Origin of the sequence: Neobacillus drentensis, assembly GCF_021560175.1 — a bacterium.
GTDB classification, from domain to species: Bacteria; Bacillota; Bacilli; order Bacillales; family Cytobacillaceae; genus Neobacillus; species Neobacillus drentensis_A.
In genome coordinates this window covers 3618109-3635418 of the sequence record NZ_CP091110.1, presented here as the reverse complement: position 1 = coordinate 3635418, position 17310 = coordinate 3618109, and the positions used below count along the sequence as shown (strand labels likewise).

14 protein-coding genes and 1 pseudogene are annotated in these 17310 nt (G+C 38.8%); 12 read left to right on the top strand and 3 right to left on the bottom strand.

Annotated features, from left to right (window positions below; all coding sequences use genetic code 11):
• Positions 1-69 precede the first annotated feature (69 nt).
• From L1999_RS29795 to L1999_RS17095, 4 genes are all read left to right on the top strand, one after another.
• Positions 70-1002 carry a glycoside hydrolase family 43 protein gene (locus L1999_RS29795; RefSeq protein WP_345790855.1) on the top strand — a complete coding sequence of 311 codons (933 nt, stop codon included), beginning with the start codon at positions 70-72 and terminating at the stop codon, positions 1000-1002.
• Between the two features lie 12 nt (positions 1003-1014).
• On the top strand, positions 1015-1764 hold the full coding sequence (locus L1999_RS29790) for a beta-xylosidase family glycoside hydrolase (RefSeq protein WP_345790904.1): 750 nt from the start codon (positions 1015-1017) through the stop codon (positions 1762-1764).
• 131 nt (positions 1765-1895) lie between these two features.
• Positions 1896-2672 (top strand): hypothetical protein, encoded by a 777-nt coding sequence (locus tag L1999_RS17100; RefSeq protein WP_235739650.1) that lies wholly within the window; start codon positions 1896-1898, stop codon positions 2670-2672.
• A gap of 2 nt (positions 2673-2674) precedes the next feature.
• Positions 2675-3469 carry a hypothetical protein gene (locus tag L1999_RS17095; protein ID WP_235739649.1) on the top strand — a complete coding sequence of 265 codons (795 nt, stop codon included), beginning with the start codon at positions 2675-2677 and terminating at the stop codon, positions 3467-3469.
• A gap of 223 nt (positions 3470-3692) precedes the next feature.
• On the opposite strand, the gene L1999_RS17090 is transcribed toward L1999_RS17095, so the two are convergent.
• Positions 3693-4403 carry a helix-turn-helix domain-containing protein gene (locus tag L1999_RS17090; protein WP_235739648.1) on the bottom strand — a complete coding sequence of 237 codons (711 nt, stop codon included), beginning with the start codon at positions 4401-4403 and terminating at the stop codon, positions 3693-3695.
• A 169-nt stretch (positions 4404-4572) separates the two neighbouring features.
• Here L1999_RS17090 and L1999_RS17085 point away from each other — a divergent pair, with 169 nt between their 5' ends.
• Positions 4573-7032: a glycoside hydrolase family 3 N-terminal domain-containing protein gene (locus L1999_RS17085; protein ID WP_235739647.1), complete on the top strand. Its 2460-nt coding sequence runs from the start codon at positions 4573-4575 to the stop codon at positions 7030-7032.
• Between the two features lie 554 nt (positions 7033-7586).
• A complete protein-coding gene (locus L1999_RS17080; RefSeq protein WP_235739646.1) occupies positions 7587-8789 on the top strand; it encodes an IS256 family transposase in 1203 nt (400 codons plus the stop codon).
• Between the two features lie 353 nt (positions 8790-9142).
• On the opposite strand, the gene L1999_RS17075 is transcribed toward L1999_RS17080, so the two are convergent.
• The gene (locus L1999_RS17075) at positions 9143-10558 is read right to left on the bottom strand and encodes a MocR-like pyridoxine biosynthesis transcription factor PdxR (RefSeq protein WP_235739645.1); all 1416 of its coding nucleotides are present in this window, start codon (positions 10556-10558) and stop codon (positions 9143-9145) included.
• Between the two features lie 105 nt (positions 10559-10663).
• On the opposite strand from L1999_RS17075, the gene pdxS reads away from it, so the two are divergent.
• Complete coding sequence (pdxS, locus tag L1999_RS17070; RefSeq protein ID WP_235739644.1) at positions 10664-11548, top strand: pyridoxal 5'-phosphate synthase lyase subunit PdxS; 885 nt, start codon at positions 10664-10666, stop codon at positions 11546-11548.
• Position 11549: 1 nt separating this feature from the next.
• Entirely contained in the window at positions 11550-12125 is a 576-nt protein-coding gene (gene pdxT / locus L1999_RS17065) for a pyridoxal 5'-phosphate synthase glutaminase subunit PdxT (protein WP_235739643.1), read from the top strand.
• A gap of 226 nt (positions 12126-12351) precedes the next feature.
• On the opposite strand, the gene L1999_RS17060 is transcribed toward pdxT, so the two are convergent.
• Complete coding sequence (locus L1999_RS17060) at positions 12352-13713, bottom strand: IS1182 family transposase (RefSeq protein WP_235739642.1); 1362 nt, start codon at positions 13711-13713, stop codon at positions 12352-12354.
• A gap of 235 nt (positions 13714-13948) precedes the next feature.
• Between L1999_RS17060 and L1999_RS17055 the strand changes: the two genes are divergently transcribed.
• The 4 genes and pseudogenes from L1999_RS17055 to L1999_RS17040 all read left to right on the top strand — a co-directional run bounded on the left by L1999_RS17055 (position 13949) and on the right by L1999_RS17040 (position 17030).
• On the top strand, positions 13949-14497 hold the full coding sequence (locus L1999_RS17055; protein WP_235739641.1) for a DUF4240 domain-containing protein: 549 nt from the start codon (positions 13949-13951) through the stop codon (positions 14495-14497).
• Positions 14498-14802: 305 nt separating this feature from the next.
• Positions 14803-15255, top strand: coding sequence for a hypothetical protein (locus L1999_RS17050; RefSeq protein WP_235739640.1), 453 nt, complete (start codon positions 14803-14805; stop codon positions 15253-15255).
• Positions 15256-15604: 349 nt separating this feature from the next.
• The gene (locus L1999_RS17045) at positions 15605-16327 is read left to right on the top strand and encodes a XylR N-terminal domain-containing protein (RefSeq protein ID WP_235739639.1); all 723 of its coding nucleotides are present in this window, start codon (positions 15605-15607) and stop codon (positions 16325-16327) included.
• A gap of 20 nt (positions 16328-16347) precedes the next feature.
• Positions 16348-17030, top strand: a pseudogene (locus tag L1999_RS17040) (FAD synthetase family protein).
• The last annotated feature ends 280 nt before the right edge of the window (positions 17031-17310 follow it).

Below are 17310 nucleotides of genomic sequence, written 5' to 3'. Positions count from 1 at the left end.
AACTTGATTAAGACTGGTTCTTATCGTATTTTCACCATGGAATTCATATTAAGCAGGGAGATTAATAGGATGGACAATATCAAAAAACAAACATTTCAAAACCCAATACTGCCTGGGTTCTACCCTGACCCATCCATTTGTAGAGCAGGTGACGATTATTACCTGATTACATCTTCCTTTGGATTCTTCCCAGGTGTACCTATTTTTCACAGCAAAGACCTTGTGAACTGGGAACAGATTGGTCATGTCCTTGACAGGCCATCACAACTAAACTTGGATGGTGCAGGACTTTCCGGAGGAATCTATGCGCCAACCATCCGTTACCATCAAGGAACTTTTTATATGATTACAACCAATGTAACGAATGGGGGCAATTTCATTGTAACGGCGGAAAATCCAGCTGGCCCATGGTCCGATCCTTATTGGATAGAGAATGCGCCAGGAATCGATCCCTCTTTGTTCTTTGACGAAGATGGCAGGGTTTACTTTACAGCAGCCTGGATGGCAAAGGATGCACAAAAGTTTAGTAATATGGAAATTTGGGGTCAGGAACTTGAATTAACAACTATGAAACTAGTAGGAGAACGCCATAATCTTTGGCGGGGCGCATTAAAAAATGCACATTCTCCGGAAGGTCCTCACTTGTATAAAGTCTATGGTTATTATTATCTTTTGATTGCAGAAGGTGGTACACAACATTTCCATGCAGTGACGATCGCAAGAAGCAAGAATATATTTGGACCTTATGAAGGGTATGAAGGGTATGAAGGGAACCCAATCTTAACTCATCGTCATCTTGGCAAGGAAATCCCCATTTCCAATCCTGGACACGCCGACCTCGTGGAAACGCAAAATGGGGAGTGGTGGATGGTGGCGTTGGCTTCGAGACCTTATGGAGGTTATTTTAAAAACCTAGGAAGGGAGACGTTTCTAATACCGGTTGAATGGGAAGACGGGGGGCCTATTGTTACCCCTGGTACAGGCAGGGTAGAGAGCGCTTAGCAGGTTCCAAATCTGCCAAGTTTTTCAGTAGCCAAGGCTGAAGTCCGTGATAATTTTGATTATGAAAAGTTAGGTTTTGTTTGGAACGGGATTCGTACGCCAATGGAAGAATTCTACAGTCTCACAGAAAGACCGGGTTTCTTGAGGTTAAAGTTAAGGCCTCAGGGATTGGTTGATGCCCTAAAGCCGCCATCGATGTCTTTGAGCTCCGACGAAAATAGGGAATATGTGATTGATCATCCAAGCTTCATTGGCAGACGCCAGCAGCATATGAATTTTAGGGTAACTGTAAAAATGGAGTTTAATCCGCAAAATGATTATGAGACTGCAGGTCTTGCTTTGGTTCAAAATAATAATTTCCAATATCGGTTCGAATCATCCCTTGTGGATGGACAGAAGATCATACGATTAATCAAATGTACTTCTAAAACGGAAATGGAATATCACAAAAGAACATTCAGTTTTGAAAATTATGAAACAAAATTGGCAGAGCACGCATTTTATTCCGATGTAATCTATTTGAAAATTACTGCTAGAGGGCAAGACTATAGCTTCTTTTATGGGGACACCTTTGAGGAAATGAAGCTTCTGCTTGATCAGGTGGATGGTCGTATATTAAATCCAGATTCTGCTGGAGGGTTTGTTGGAACCTATATTGGGATGTTTGCAAGCAGCAATGGAAAAACAAGTGACAATACGGCTGACTTTGACTGGTTTGATTACCATGATAGTAGTTATGATTCTATAAAACAGGGAGTTTAAAATGTTAGGTACATGGAATGCAGCTAAATAATGCACTAGTTTTTGATATGAACCCTTTACATGTTGCACAAATTCCAATATCTATTTTTAAGGATAGGGACCATATGTAATGAAACAGGAGGAGATTTTTGGTGAAAAAAACTATTGAATCAATCGGAAGAGTAGACGTAAGTAGTGTCCCTTTGCCTAATGATGTGAAATTACAGAGTGGCACTTACACATACTCAGGCAAAGTACTTATTTCGTATAAGACAGAGAACGATATCCTTTCTGCAGATTTTTACAACTTAGCTGTTCTGAACGATGATGGAACGGATTTCCAAGTGATATTCTCTGGGGTTATACCGACCAAAGAAAAGGCAAACGGTATTCGGTATATGCCATTTCAAGATAATAAGCGAGTGCTGTTGGGAGATTATGTACTGGAGTGTACGCCCAATATTGACACATGCACAAGCGCAGAATTAGTTTCGATCGAATACCCATCGATCCTCGAAGAAGATGCACGTACAACTCACCACTGGTCAGAAATTATCATTGCTCCTGACAATAAACATATGAGTTGGACAATGCTTCGCTCGGATATCGGGGCTGCTGTAGCCATAGGTATCTTGGAACGTAAATCGGATTCCTATGTAATCGAAAACGTTCAGCTAATTAGTACCATACAGAACTTTGAACATGACCCGAATAATCCTGGCTTTATTTTTCCGCGTGCTATACGGGGAGGGGAAGTAAAGCAGTTTGTACGGGGAGGAAACGCAATATCCGCTGTTGGGGGAAAACGAAGTAGTACGCCCGATTCCATTGTGCAAGATTTGACTTCTGAAGATCTTACGCAAGTTACCTATACTCCTGGATATGATGAAACAACGATTTTCTCCCCTGATGAACGTTTTTGGGAATAGTAATGAGCACCAGGTACTCCAATAAGACGAATCCGTCAATATTTGGGCTAATGCCAAGGCCCTACGGTATTTATACCTCAATGGGAATGGCGTGGTTTCTATATACGTATGCAGTAACTGGAGTACGGCGGTTCAGAGACGGGAACATTGGTCCAGTATTGATTGATATAAATCGTTCTATGTACGAAGAAGGATATCAAGGAATCCAGCTTACAACAGATGAGAATTGGGTTTATTTGTCGCCCATGTCCTGGCATCCGGATGGTAAACGTGTCATGTGGCCGGAGATGCTTAGAGGGAGTGATGGTTCACAAATACGACTCCAGTCAGCGAAGCTGCTTGATTATTTACCGGAACCTCCTGTACCATTTGTTACTACGACTGATAATATCCCATATGGAATAAAAGACTTAACAGCTCTAGATTCCGTGAATCCGAACGTAGAAGGGAAAATTGCAGGGAAGCAATCCGGATACATCTACTTAATCAGGAATGTCTCTGGTTACTCAGGAAAGACGGAAGCGCAGTATGTCAACTTTAGTGATGACGGTGAGAATTTCTACAATGGATATGAGAAGACTGTATATGATGCAACCACAGGAGGTCGCTATGAAACCAACCTTCAATTAACTGGTTCCAAGCAGGGAGAAATGAATTTTAGGGCAACATTCTCCGCACTTGGAGGGCCTATGCCTGCTAAATTACTATTTGACGGTGATATAGACGGTAAACCCAAAAGCTACGGATATGTAACATATAACGGTATCACGCTAAATATCGCGGATATGTCAGAATAATAGATCATACATTAATGAATTAACACTCTTAAACTGGGGAGAAGCAAAAACAGCCTGAAAGAGTGGGGGCAGAAGCAAACAAAAATAATGTAAGAAGCCGGACCTATAAGAGGAGCCGGCTTTTAAGTCGTCGAAACAATATAAATTTTTATATAAAAAAGAGGATATGTTTACATATAGTTATTTAAAGTTTCATTGTAAATTATTTAATACTTTACTAATTTTATGAATCTTTTTGAGTAAAATAGTGATTTGGGGTGGTATGGTATATTTTTTTAAAAACTTTACTAAAATAAGCATAATTTTTATAACCCAACAATTCGGCAATTTCATTAAATTTATAAAAATTACTTCTCATCAGTTTAATTGCATAGTCCAATTTAACATTGTGGATATAATCTGTTAGGGTTTGGCCGGTTTCCTCACTGAATTTATCCGATAGATAGCTGCGATTGACGTGTATGGCATTTGCGACATCTTTTGCATAAAGAAATTGAAATTTGTTGTTATGGATATATTCGATTGCCATTTTAACGATTGGTGAAAACTGTTTCATGGAATATTGTTGCATTTCTGTTATTAATTCTTCAACACTTTGAAAGTAATAGCCTACTAATTCGGAAGTGCTGCTGCACTGGGCAATCATGATGTAATATTTTTTCTTCGTCGTTTCAGCAACATCTTTTGGAAGTCCATGTTTTATGGCTGTCTCAACAAAAGAGGTGATTGTTGAAGCAATATACAGTTTTTGAATATCCAATTCTTCATCAAAAATAATTTTAAGATCTTTGTTCTGCTCAGCAATCGCTGCCACCTGATGCACTAAATCCATATTCCCCGTAAGGATAGCACTATCTAGTAAGTCTTTAAGTTCTGTACTTTTTTGAGAAAAGTCAGTTTCATATTCTGTCTGTACTGAAAGCTCTTTGTTCACCCGATATTCCATCCTCATAAAAATCACCAACTTTTAAATTCTTCTGTTGAACCTTCCAACTACCAACAATAATACCTAAAAACCAACAATAATATAAGAGCTATTATACTATTCTGTTAAACTTTTTATAAGAAATCGTTACCATAAATTTCATTAAGGAGGATTTATTATGCTTTACAAAGATTACAGCAAAAATATTACAGATAGAGTGGAAGACCTGCTTGTAAGAATGACTTTAAAGGAAAAGATAGCTCAATTGTATGGAATGGTAAATTTAGGTCAACAGGATCCCATTCAAAATGTTAAAGACAATTTCCGCCATGGTGTTGGGACTGTCAGCTTCTTAAATAGCTCCCAGACAGGGAATACCGAAAAAGACATGGATATCTTAAACAAGATCCAAAGATTTTTTGTGGAAGAAACCAGATTGGGAATCCCGGCACTTGTTCATAATGAAGGGATTGCAGGTGCACAAATTCCAGGTGCCACAACATTCCCGCAATCTATGAATCTTGCTGCCACATGGGAGCCTGACTTGGCAAGAAAAATGGGGGAAGCCGTAAGGAAACAACTGCTGGCATTTGGGACTAGAGCAGTACACTCTCCTCTTTTTGATCTGGGGCGTGATCCTAGATGGGGAAGAATAGGGGAAACATACGGGGAAGATCCTTATTTAGTTGCTCAAATGGGAACCTCTTATGTCAAAGGTGTACAAGGGAATCACGAAGTTATGGCGGCTGCCAAACATTTTGTCGGCTACGGAAATGCAGAAGGGGGACGGAATGGAGGGGAGCAGCAAATTGCTGAACGAAAATTATTAGATACCTATTGTTTCCCCTTTGAAGCGGCCATTCATCAAGGGCAAGTGATGGGAATCATGAATAGTTATGGAATTTTGAATGAACAGCCGGTATCTACATCCAAATGGTTATTAACAGATATCTTACGTGAAAAATTAGGATTTCAGGGCCTGGTTGTTGCTGATTATGGTAGTGTCAGTCATGCAAATGCACGTTATCGTGTAGCCAAAACTCAGAAAGAGACAGGAATTATGGCACTCAAGGCTGGAATGGACGTTGAACAGCCAAATAACACCTCTTACCGGTATTTAGAAGAAGCGGTGGAATCCGGGGAATTGGAAATGGAGTATATCGACCGCTCCGTAAGAAGGGTATTGGAAACGAAATTTAAGTTAGGATTATTTGAAAACCCTTATACATCAGGGGGTTTTATTGAAGAGGTCAGGAAAGTAGAATACTTGGAATTGTCTCAAGAAATTGCTGAAAAATCCATTGTCATGGTAAAAAATGATGAGAAGATTCTTCCATTGAATAGAAAACTAAAAGTAGCGGTTATTGGCCCTTCTGCCAATAATAAAATAAACTTCTTTGGCGGCTATTCTTCAGTAGGAACAGCTGAAACATCAACAAGGGACTTCGATCGTTCTGAGGATGACAATTTTATTAAAATGGCCTACGATGCCGTTATTACAGAACATAGGGACATGTTGAAATCTAGAGGTATTGTATTTGACCAGCAGCCAAGTCCTGAACAAAAAACAATGATTATTGAAATGCTCAAGAAGAACCGAAGAACATCAAATAAAGAATATAAGTCGTCAGAGGAATTCGTTGAGAAATACTATCCAACCTGTAGTACTGTCAAGGAAGTACTGGAGGGGGAATTTGGTAAAGAGAATATTCTTTATGCGAAAGGCTGTGAAATTTCTCAACCGATTGAGGATGGCATCGAACAGGTAAAGAAAGCTGTGCATCAAGCGGACATCGTAATTGCTGTTCTTGGTGGGAAAGAAAGTATGAGAGCACCTGATGCAACATCTGGGGAAAATAAGGATAATCTCAATATTAATCTTGAAAAATCCCAACTGGAAATGATGGAAAGTGTCTTTAAACTTGGCAAGCCGGTGATTTCGGTAATTGTTGACGGCAGACCATTAGCAACCCCAATTATTAGCGAAAAAAGTAAAGCAGTTCTCTACGCATGGCTGCCCGCACAAACGGGTGCACAAGCAATTGTTAACATATTATCAGGCAAAAGAAACCCAAGTGGCAAATTACCGGTCACAGTTCTTAAAGATAGCGGACAGATACCTATGTATCATAGCAGATTGCCGTTTTTTGTGGGTCTAGATGAATGGGCGGAGTATATCGATCATGATAAAAATACTCCTTTATATCCTTTTGGGTATGGATTAAGTTTTACCAAATTTGAATATAGTAATCTGAGACTGCAAAAAGAAGTAGTTTCCGATGGGGAATTGCAAGTGACATTTACAATTAAGAATATTGGTAACTACGAAGGAGATGAAGTAGTTCAACTTTATATTCGGGATTGTTTCAGCAGTATCGCACGGCCAACGAAACAGCTCATCGGATTTGTGAGAGTAAGCTTGGATATGGAGGAAGAAAAAGAAGTAACATTCACCGTAGACATGAAGCAATTGGCTTTCCATAATCACAATATGAAGCAGGTTGTGGAACCAGGTGAAATGGAGTTGTATGTAGGGGCTTCTTCGGAAGATATACGGCTGAACGATACTTTTCATATTATTGGCGAAGAACGAATAGTTGAGAGGAAGGTCTTTTCATCGAAAGTGATAGTTAACTAGCAATTAATAATCTTCAACAACGTAACTATGCTCTGTTATAAAGAATTAAATGGACCGGACATATTTCCCTATGTTTGGTCTTTTTAATAGTTTAGTTTTGTAATAAGAAACGAGTGTCAAAAATATGGCTGGAGATTGATGGATATAACACTACAAAATATTTGGATAACGTTGTGAAGATTTCGGTGGAAAAAATATTTAATGATGGGATTGGCTAGTTCAAAGTGTGGGGGAGAAGAAAGAGGGGAATTCTGGATATCTTTTATCGAGGTCACCTTTGGACAAGAGAAGGCAAAAAAATAGGAAAGCTGTCCGAAACTTAATCTTTTTCGGACAAGGGAAGGCCAAAAAAGAAGAAAGCTGTCCGAACATTGATCGTCTTCAGACAAGGAAAGGCCAAAAAGGAAGAAAGTTGTCCGAACATTGATCGTCTTCAGACAAGGGAAAGCAAAAAAAGATTAAGTCCGTATAATTGTGTAAAAAGAATAGGTCATCATCATGACCCGTGTTACAATGTTTTTCGACCAAGAAAACCATAAACGGAGGACATGATGATGACCCAGATTAATATTACTATAAATTTAGATGAACTTAAAGCAAAAGTAGAGAATAGCTCTTTGGAATCACCGGTTAAAGCCTCTTTAGCGCTTATTTTAAATTCCTTAATGGAAAAGGAAAGAGATGAATATATTAATGCTCTTTCTCATGAAAGAACCGAGGAGCGCAGAGGCTATCGAAATGGTTATTATGAGCGTGAACTAATTACTGGAGTTGGCTCTCTTAAGTTAAAAGTTCCTCGAACGAGGGATGGTGAATTTTCTACTACAGTCTTTGAGAAGTTTAAGCGCTGCGATCAAGCTTTAATCCTTTCAATGATTGAGATGGTAGTAAATGGCGTTTCAACCCGTAAAGTCACCAAAATCGTTGAAGAGTTATGTGGGACAAGTGTATCTAAATCTCTCGTTTCAAGCCTTATCAAATCCTTAGATCCTATAATTAACGATTGGAGAAACCGGCCACTAAACGTCCATTATTATCCCTATGTTTACGTAGATGCCCTGTACATTAAAATTCGTGAAAACCGGAAGGTAGTTTCAAAAAGTGTCCATATCGCTGTTGGGGTAAACGAGAGTGGTAATAGAGAAATTATTGGCTTAAAAATTAACCACACCGAATCTACTGATAGCTGGTCTTCCTTCTTTGAGTACCTAAAGTCCAGAGGACTGCAATCTCCCAAAATAGTGATTTCTGATGCCCATGGTGGTTTAGTTACATCAATTAAAGAGTCATTTTTAGGTACGTCATGGCAAAGGTGTAGTGTCCATTTTTTAAGAAACATAATAGAGACTCTGCCGAAAAAGGGTACGGAAGAAGCTCGTCGTGAACTTCTCGATTTATTTCAAAACTCCGATTTGGACATTGTTAGGGATCTGAAAAATCGCTTTGTGAACAAATATCAAGATTCGAAAGGTTTCGCAAAAGCCATTGAAACGCTTGAAAATGGATTTGAAGACGCCATTCAATTTCATTCAGAGCCTGCAGAATATCACAAACACCTGCGGACAACAAATATGCTAGAACGATTAAACCAAGAAATTCGTCGAAGAGAAAAAGTAATCCGAATCTTCACGAATGACCAATCAGCTATACGGATTATTGGTGCGGTATTAATGGATATTGAAGAAGAATGGACTAAAAGTGTTTACTTGAGGAAAGCAAATGAAATTAATAGATCCACTGCCCACATATATTCATAACGCCTAATTTCGAATTGACATTGAGCCTCCAGCGGGCATGATATAAAGCCAGGAAGCCAGATGTTTAACACATCTGGCTTGCCCTCCAGGCTATCATGCCCGCCCCTCAATGTAAATTCGAAATAAATGTAGTGCTCTACACTAATTCTTTTTATAGAGGTAAAAACATTGTTGACACTTTTACACAATTAAATGGACTTGACTCAAAAAAAGAAGAAAGCTGTCCGAACTCAGGTCGCCTTCGGACAAGGAAAGGCACAAAAAAGAGAAAGCTGTCAGAACCCGGGTCCCTTCGGACTAGGAAAGGCAAAAAATAAGAAAGCTGTCCATTCCTGGGCAGCTATTCAAAAACCCTACCGCGCTTTGCTTGTAGATTTTGAAATTCCCCAACATTTCATTAATTGGTGAACCCCTTCTTCAATTTGATCCAGTGGAATCCCGCCAAATCCCAATAGAAATGTTGGAAATTTCCATTCAATTGGACTTAATAGATAATCGCTTACTGGATAAATGGCAATCTTGTTTTTTTCTGCTATCTCTTTTAACTCATCTTCACCTTTTGATAGGGGGATAGAAATTAAAATGTGCATTCCGGCTTTGTCACCGGTGATGGAGACAAGTGGATAATACGTCTCAAATACCTCGGTTAATTTTTCATGTTTTTTTCGATAAATTTTCCGCATCCGGTTTAAGTGTTTGGAAAAATAGCCATCTCTCATAAAGTCAGTTAAAAGATGTTGATCAAACCTCGGTACGGTTGCGGAGTAAAAATTGAATAACTGTTTATACTTTGCCAGCAATGGCAGTGGCAATACAAAATAAGCAACACGCAATGAAGGCATTAACGATTTGGTAAACGTGCTCAGATAAATCACTTTATTATTTTGGTCCATCCCTTGTAAGGCGGGAATGGGTTTTCCTTTATAACGAAACTCACTATCGTAATCGTCTTCAATAATATAACGATCTTCACCTTTTGCCGCCCAGTTTAATAGCTGCGTTCTTCTTGTCGCGGATAGAACCGCCCCCGTAGGGAATTGGTGGGAAGGTGTAATGTAAACAATATTGGCATTTGTCTTTTCAAGCTCATCCACCATTAAACCATCATCATCAACCGGAATGGGCAGCGCTCTATTTTCCAATTGGATTCTTGGGATGGCTGAATAGCCGGGATTCTCAAGGGCAAATTTTGAATCATCTCCTAGTAATCGTAGGATCATAGGCAGCAGTTGTTCCGTTCCTGAGCCGATGACAATCTGTTCTGGTTTGCAGGTAATCCCTCTAGATTGATAGAGATAATTAGAAATTTCCGCTCTTAATACGAATTCTCCTTGCGGGTCCCCAATTTGCAACAACTCTTTTGAACTTTGATCATATAAGTTTTTGGCATATTTTCGCCAGATTGAAAACGGGAATGAATCGGTATCAATTTTTCCTGGATGAAAGTCAAATTGATAGGTATTATTCTTTGCCGTTTCAATAGGCATGTTTAACGGCTCTTTTTCAATAAAAGGTAATTCATCGATCTCTTCAACAAAAAAACCTATCCGTGGTTTCGAACCAACATAGCCTTCCGCCATCAGCTGTGAGTAGGCAATTTCAATGGTGGTTTGGCTGATATTTAAAAAGTCAGCTAATTTTTTTTTCGAAGGCAATTTAGTCCCGACTTCAATTTGTTTATCGATAATGGCGTCTTTGATTCCGATATAAAGCTGTTCATACAATGGTTTGGCTGTATTTTTATCCAATGTAAACATCAGCATGTCCATCTGCAATTCCTCCAACTGACCACATAAATTTTTAAAAAATTGAACCTTTTCACAAAGTCAATTTCTATTATACTAGTAATTATTAAAGGAATGGAGGTTTTTTTGATGAAACAGGTAGGAACGGAAAGAGTAAAACGCGGTATGGCAGAAATGCAAAAAGGCGGCGTAATTATGGACGTCATTAATGCCGAGCAGGCAAAAATAGCAGAGGCTGCAGGTGCAGTTGCTGTTATGGCGTTAGAGCGGGTACCATCCGATATTCGAAAAGCTGGTGGTGTAGCTCGTATGGCAGATCCTCGGATTGTAGAGGAAGTATTGAACGCTGTAACCATTCCAGTAATGGCAAAAGCACGTATTGGTCATATTGTCGAAGCACGTGTTTTAGAATCAATGGGCGTTGATTACATAGATGAAAGTGAAGTATTAACACCTGCTGATGAGGAATTCCATTTATTAAAAAGCGACTACACCGTACCTTTTGTCTGTGGATGCCGCGATTTAGGGGAAGCTGCTCGTCGTATTGGTGAAGGAGCTTCCATGTTACGTACGAAAGGTGAACCGGGAACAGGAAATATTGTCGAAGCTGTTCGTCATATTCGTAAAGTTAATTCACAGGTAAGACGCGTTGTTGCTATGAGCGCAGATGAATTAATGACAGAAGCAAAAATTTTAGGTGCACCATTTGAATTATTATTAGAAATCAAAAAATTAGGGCACTTGCCGGTTGTCAATTTTGCTGCTGGCGGGGTGGCAACACCTGCAGATGCCGCTTTAATGATGGAACTTGGAGCAGATGGTGTCTTTGTTGGATCAGGTATTTTCAAATCTGATAACCCAGAAAAGTTCGCACGTGCGATTGTAGAAGCAACGACGCACTATCAGGACTATAAACTAATTGCTGAAATTTCAAAAGAGCTGGGGACACCAATGAAAGGTATTGATATTGCTACACTGAATGCAACAGAGCGTATGCAGGAACGTGGTTGGTAATATGCTGAAAATTGGGGTACTTGCTTTACAAGGTGCAGTTAGAGAGCATATCAGACAAATAGAAGAACTTGGTTGTGAGGCCATTCCGGTTAAATCAGTTGAAAATCTAATTGAACTTAATGGACTTGTATTACCTGGCGGGGAAAGTACAACAATGCGTAAACTGCTGGACCGTTATGAAATGCTTGAGCCCATTCGTACGTTAGCCCTTAAAGGAATTCCGATGTTTGGAACATGTGCCGGTCTGATTTTATTGGCAAAAGAAATCGTCGGCGATGACACGCCTCATCTGGGATTAATGGATGTCGTGGTTGAACGGAATTCTTTTGGACGCCAAGTCGATAGTTTTGAAGTAGAACTGTCCACTCGAGAAATAGGGGAAGCCATTCCCGCTGTATTTATCCGGGCCCCGCATATCGTAGCAACAGGTGAAAATGTTGAAATTCTCGCAAAACATGAAGGTCGAATTGTTCTAGCACGCGAAGGTCAATTTTTAGGTTGTTCCTTTCATCCAGAACTAACAGAAGATACCCGAATCATGAAATATTTTATTGAAATGGTACGAGAGTACAATTAAATGTAACTATCACTCCCTGTTTATTAAATATCATGTTAGATAAAAGTGGATCACTTGATAGTAAACATTAAAAATTTTGGTTTTAAAATATTATTAAAGCCTCCAAATTACAACATTTGGAGGCTTCAGATTGTAGACAAAAGGCATCCGGATGTGCCAATCTGGGTGTCTTTTTGTTGTTTTTTTGCTCGTAAGAGCAAAAGTTAGGCCTATCCTATGCTTATTGCTACGCCATTTCTGGACTTATCCAAGTCCAATTGGCCATCTTTTTTAAATTCATGGCAGCAAAAGTAAGCATCGCTTGCATGGACAATTTTTTTAGGCCTCTTAAGGTTGTCCAACGCATACCATGCTTTTCCTTGGCATCTGCAAAAACACGTTCAATGGTTTCTTTGCGTTTTGCGTAAATGCTTTTATTCTCTTGTGTCGAACGAAGATATTCGGCTTCTTCTATATGGTGTTCCCAGACATGACGCTGAATGAGTTTTTTATGTTCCTTACTCTGCGTGCATTTTGAAAGTAAGGGACATTTTTCACATTCAATCGGATTAGAGAAGTATTGACGGTAGCCTTCCTTCGTCGTAGTTGCATACTTCAATACTTGTCCTTGCGGACAGATATAACAATCGTAGTATTCATCATAAACATATTCATATTTTTTCATGTACCCCTCTTTCGTACGAGGGCGAGTATAAGGTAAAGCAGGTGTCATATCATTTTCAAATATGTATTGGGCAATAGCAGGTGTTTTATATCCAGCATCAGCAGCAACAGCAGAAGGTTTTCCTTGTTTCTCGATTACCTTTTCCAATAGTGGTTCGAAAATGACACTATCATGGACATTCCCAGGAGTTACAATTGCCCCTAATACAAAACCATTTCGATCAGCGGCCGCATGGAATGAGTATGCGAACTGTTTCGTACGCTCGTCTTTTACGTAATAACCACTCTCAGGGTCAGTAGTACTTTTTTTTATTTCCTTAAATTCCTCTTTCTCAAACTTATCTGGTGGAAATGGCTTTTTATCATGTTCTTCACGGTCTTTATTAATCTCTTCTTGTAGTCTTGCTTCGTATGCTTTCGTTTCTTTTCTAACTAATTTCTTCTCGAATTTATGTTTATTTGCACTTGCTTTTACATGGGTTGAATCTATAAATACATGCTCGCTACTAATCAATTTCTTATCAGAGGCTTCCTTCAAAATACGATAGAAGATCTGTTCAAATAAATCTGTATCTTTAAAACGTCGTTCGTAATTTTTACCGAAGGTAGAGAAGTGAGGCACTTTATCATAAAATCCAAAGCCTAAGAACCAACGATAAGCCAAATTTGTTTCGATTTCTTCAATAGTTCTTCGCATAGATCGAATACCGAAGGTGTATTGGATGAATGCCATCTTAATTAATATCACAGGATCAATGCTTGGGCGTCCTCTTTCAGTAGAATACATTTCTTGAACCAGGGGATAGATAAATGAAAAATCAATAGAAGCTTCTAACTTGCGTACTAAATGGTTGGCCGGCACAAGTTGTTCTAAAGCTATCATTTCTAATTGGTCACGATTTATCTGTGTATTCTTACTTAACATCTTATCCACCTCAAAAAAATTATCTATATCCCAATTATACAAAAAAGACTGCCTACAAACCCTTAATTTTTTCGGATTTGTCGACAGTCTGAAGCCTCCAAATTACAACATTTGGAGGCTTTTTTTTGCATAAAAAATAATTGTTTTTCAACGATCCAGGAGATAACTTGAAGAAGGAAGCAGTATATTTATGTCGAATTTAATATATGAATTCTTTAAGAAAAGGGTGGATATAGTGGAACAGAAAGAATTTTGGAGCTTAATAGAAAAGTCCAGAGAATGTGAAGATCAGGCGGAATGGTTAACCGATGTACTAGTACAAAAAGGATTAGAAGAAACTTTAAGTTTTGAATTTTTATTACAACAATTAATGAACGCCAGTTATAAATCACGTTTATGGGGAGCGGCATTTGTTTTGATGGGTGGCTGTTCTGACGATGCCTTTGACTATTTTCGAGGATGGCTAATTGGACAGGGAGAAGAGATATTTAATAAGGTTATGAAAGATCCTGAATTCTTAGCAGCATACATAAGTGAAGATAACCTTGATGATGAGGGATATCCGCAAAATGTAGAATTGCTCTCGGTTGGATTAGATGCATATACCCTGATAAAGACGGGTGATATTGAATGGGATGACAATATATATGATGAGCTATTAGAAGCTCTTGACAAAAAGGGGTTGCAGCCTAGACCTGACATAGAATTTGATTGGGAGGAAGATGAACTAGAAGATTTATTTCCTGTCTTATGGGAGAAATTTGGAGAGGAACCACTAGGGTAAAAGAAAAAAACTATAGAAATGTGAAAAAACTAATAAGCTAAGACGATTTGTCTACTGGTTAGCTTTTTTCATCTTGCATCTTTTAACGTTACTCGGACTACTATCAAAAAGCAGTACTCGTGCCTAAAATTCTTATACGAAAATTATAACATTGAAGATTAAGATAAGATCTATTCATATTCATGATTGAGTTGCGGCTGCAGCTCTTTTTTTTGATCCAAAAAAACATTTTTCATGGAACAAGTTGATAGGTGGATACCTATTGAATATGATGGTGTGAAAATAAATTGCAGGGAGTGTATTTTATGTATCCTAGTTCTTTTCATCAGTACTATAACATTCCATATAGCCAAGATACCTATCTATCAGCAACTCCATACCAAGGAGATTTCTATTCGAATCTTGATTCAAGACAATTTGGCGGGTTTCAACCACCGTCTGCTCCACCACCAGGTCATCATCAACCGACTGCACCACCATCAGGCCATCATGATCTAGAAGCTGGGCCTCCAACATCTCCACCACCATCAGCTGTTCCACAACAAATGCACCAAGCTGGAGCATTTGCAGTAGACCCAGGCAGTATGGTCAGATGTTTACACAGAAACACTTATGTATGGTTAAGAGGATTTGAGCAATTTTGGTTTTATCCGACCTTTATTGGTCGACACTCTGTTTCAGGGTATCGCTGGACCGGACATAGATGGGTTAATTTTGGAATTAGCCTACGGCAAATTCAATCTTTTACTTGCGTATAATTTACAAAAAGTTTTTGAAAAAAAGGTGCAAGACCTTAAAATTCAGCTGCCATCAAGGTGGCTTTTCTTTGTGTTAACTGGGTTTATTTAATTAGAATATTGAATCAATAGTTTGATATCTTTTTTTAATATGAAGCAAGTTTTAGTCCTTCGCAGAGTATAATTTGAATTCAATTTATAATATCTAAGTTTTCAGAAAAAGATGTTAGAATGATAATTGGACCTTCAATTTTGGCAGCATAGAGTGCAATCATAACAAATGTGAAGATGAAAGATTAGAATTTCATTCGTGGTATGTGAATTAGTTCATTTGTCCTATTTGAGTACCGACTAAGGGGTAGAGTAAACAATGAGTTTGAAGAAAATGCACATAAAGAATGCTTTTGAATTACCAAAAGAAACCGTCTTGAATGAATTTTATGAACGAATGATTACCATCCCTATTGAAGCAAGAACAAATTTGAAAAATGAGCTCATTCACATCATTGGCATTGAACGGACAAGGGGTGTCTTTATCCGTTATGGCTGGCATTGTGGGGTGAGCGATGCCGAAAAGGCCATGTCGCTGCAATGGGATGATGAATTAGATTTAGTGTTTGCTGGCCCTAAATTACATATGTTTCATGGTTACTTAGATCGAGTGGAAATTCTGGAAATGAGCTTTGATGAGAAAAAGAAATGCAATTTTATTGAAGTTCTTTGGATTAATACCTTTGAGGCGTCGCAATATTTAAAAGCCAAAGGTCTCAGTGAAAGGCCTGTTTGTGACACCTTGTGCGGCTATGCAAGCGGTTACTTATCGAAAGTGCTGAAACAGCCGATCCTTGTTAAGGAAGTTGAATGTCGTGCGATGGGCCACGAGCAATGCAAATGTATCTGTATGCCAATTGAAAAATGGGGTGAAGAAATAGCGAGTGACCTGGGTTACTATCAGGCTACTAGCATGATAAAGGAACTCGATGAAATAACAGAGAAGTTAAAAGTGGAGCGGGACCATTTAAGTAAAGCGAGCGATATCCACCGGCAATTGATTGAGGAACTGCTGTCGAACCAAGGCAGGAAGCAAAGGTAAGACAAGTCTCTCTCTCAATCATGAGTTTCTTTCCTCACCCGAAAACGGTCATTGGGGGGAAGGCGTGTTTTGACTATTTAATGCCGCAGTCCGAAAAAGAAAAAAGGCTTTGTGAACTAGGTGTTGATACGTTTTACCTTGTAGAGTTTAATAAAACTTTGCAGGGTTGTCCCCTCGGGCATTTGTAAAGGAATACCTGGTTAATCTGGGTGTGATTCATGCAGTAGCAGGATATGACTTTTCTTATGGCAGCCGAGGTGCAGGAAATATGCATACACTAAAACAAGATTCCGGAGATCGGATTGATATAACTACGGTCGACAAGGTGGGGCACAAAGGGGAGAAAATCAGTTCCACTCGTATCAGACAACTACTGTTAGACGGGAATGTCGAGGAGCTGCCCTACCTAATCGGACACTCTTACGAATCAAAATGCGAAGGCACTGGAACCTTTTTAATTCCCTTTTCTCACTATACACTCCCTGCTCCTGGAAGATATGATGTGACCTTGAAAAATAAGAGTAAATCTCTTCAGACCGAAGAGATGATAATCGAGAAGGACAAAATGCTGCTTACTAGTTTAGATGAAATTCCGTTATGGCTCGAAGGAAGTTTGACCATTGTCTGGAATCGGCGGATGAAGGCTGAAAGGGTTCAAACTGGGAAAAAGGCTCAAACTTTTTGTCGTCCCTCGCTGATTTAATGAAAATAAATTATTAAAAACTGAAAGTCTTGAAAAGATTATTCGAGACTTTTTATATTCGTAACGGGTTACAACACGTTTGAGATCGTGGTTGTAAAATAACGTTTATGGTAGCCTGCAAATTACTAGATTTGCAGGCTTTTAGTCAAGCATAAAATAATTGTTTGGCAATCTTTTATTGTATTTGGACCAGATATTATTGGCCATCCATACGAGAATTAATTGAATTATTCGTATGATGACTTCCTGAAAGTAAATCCGTATGTAAAAATATTTTTAC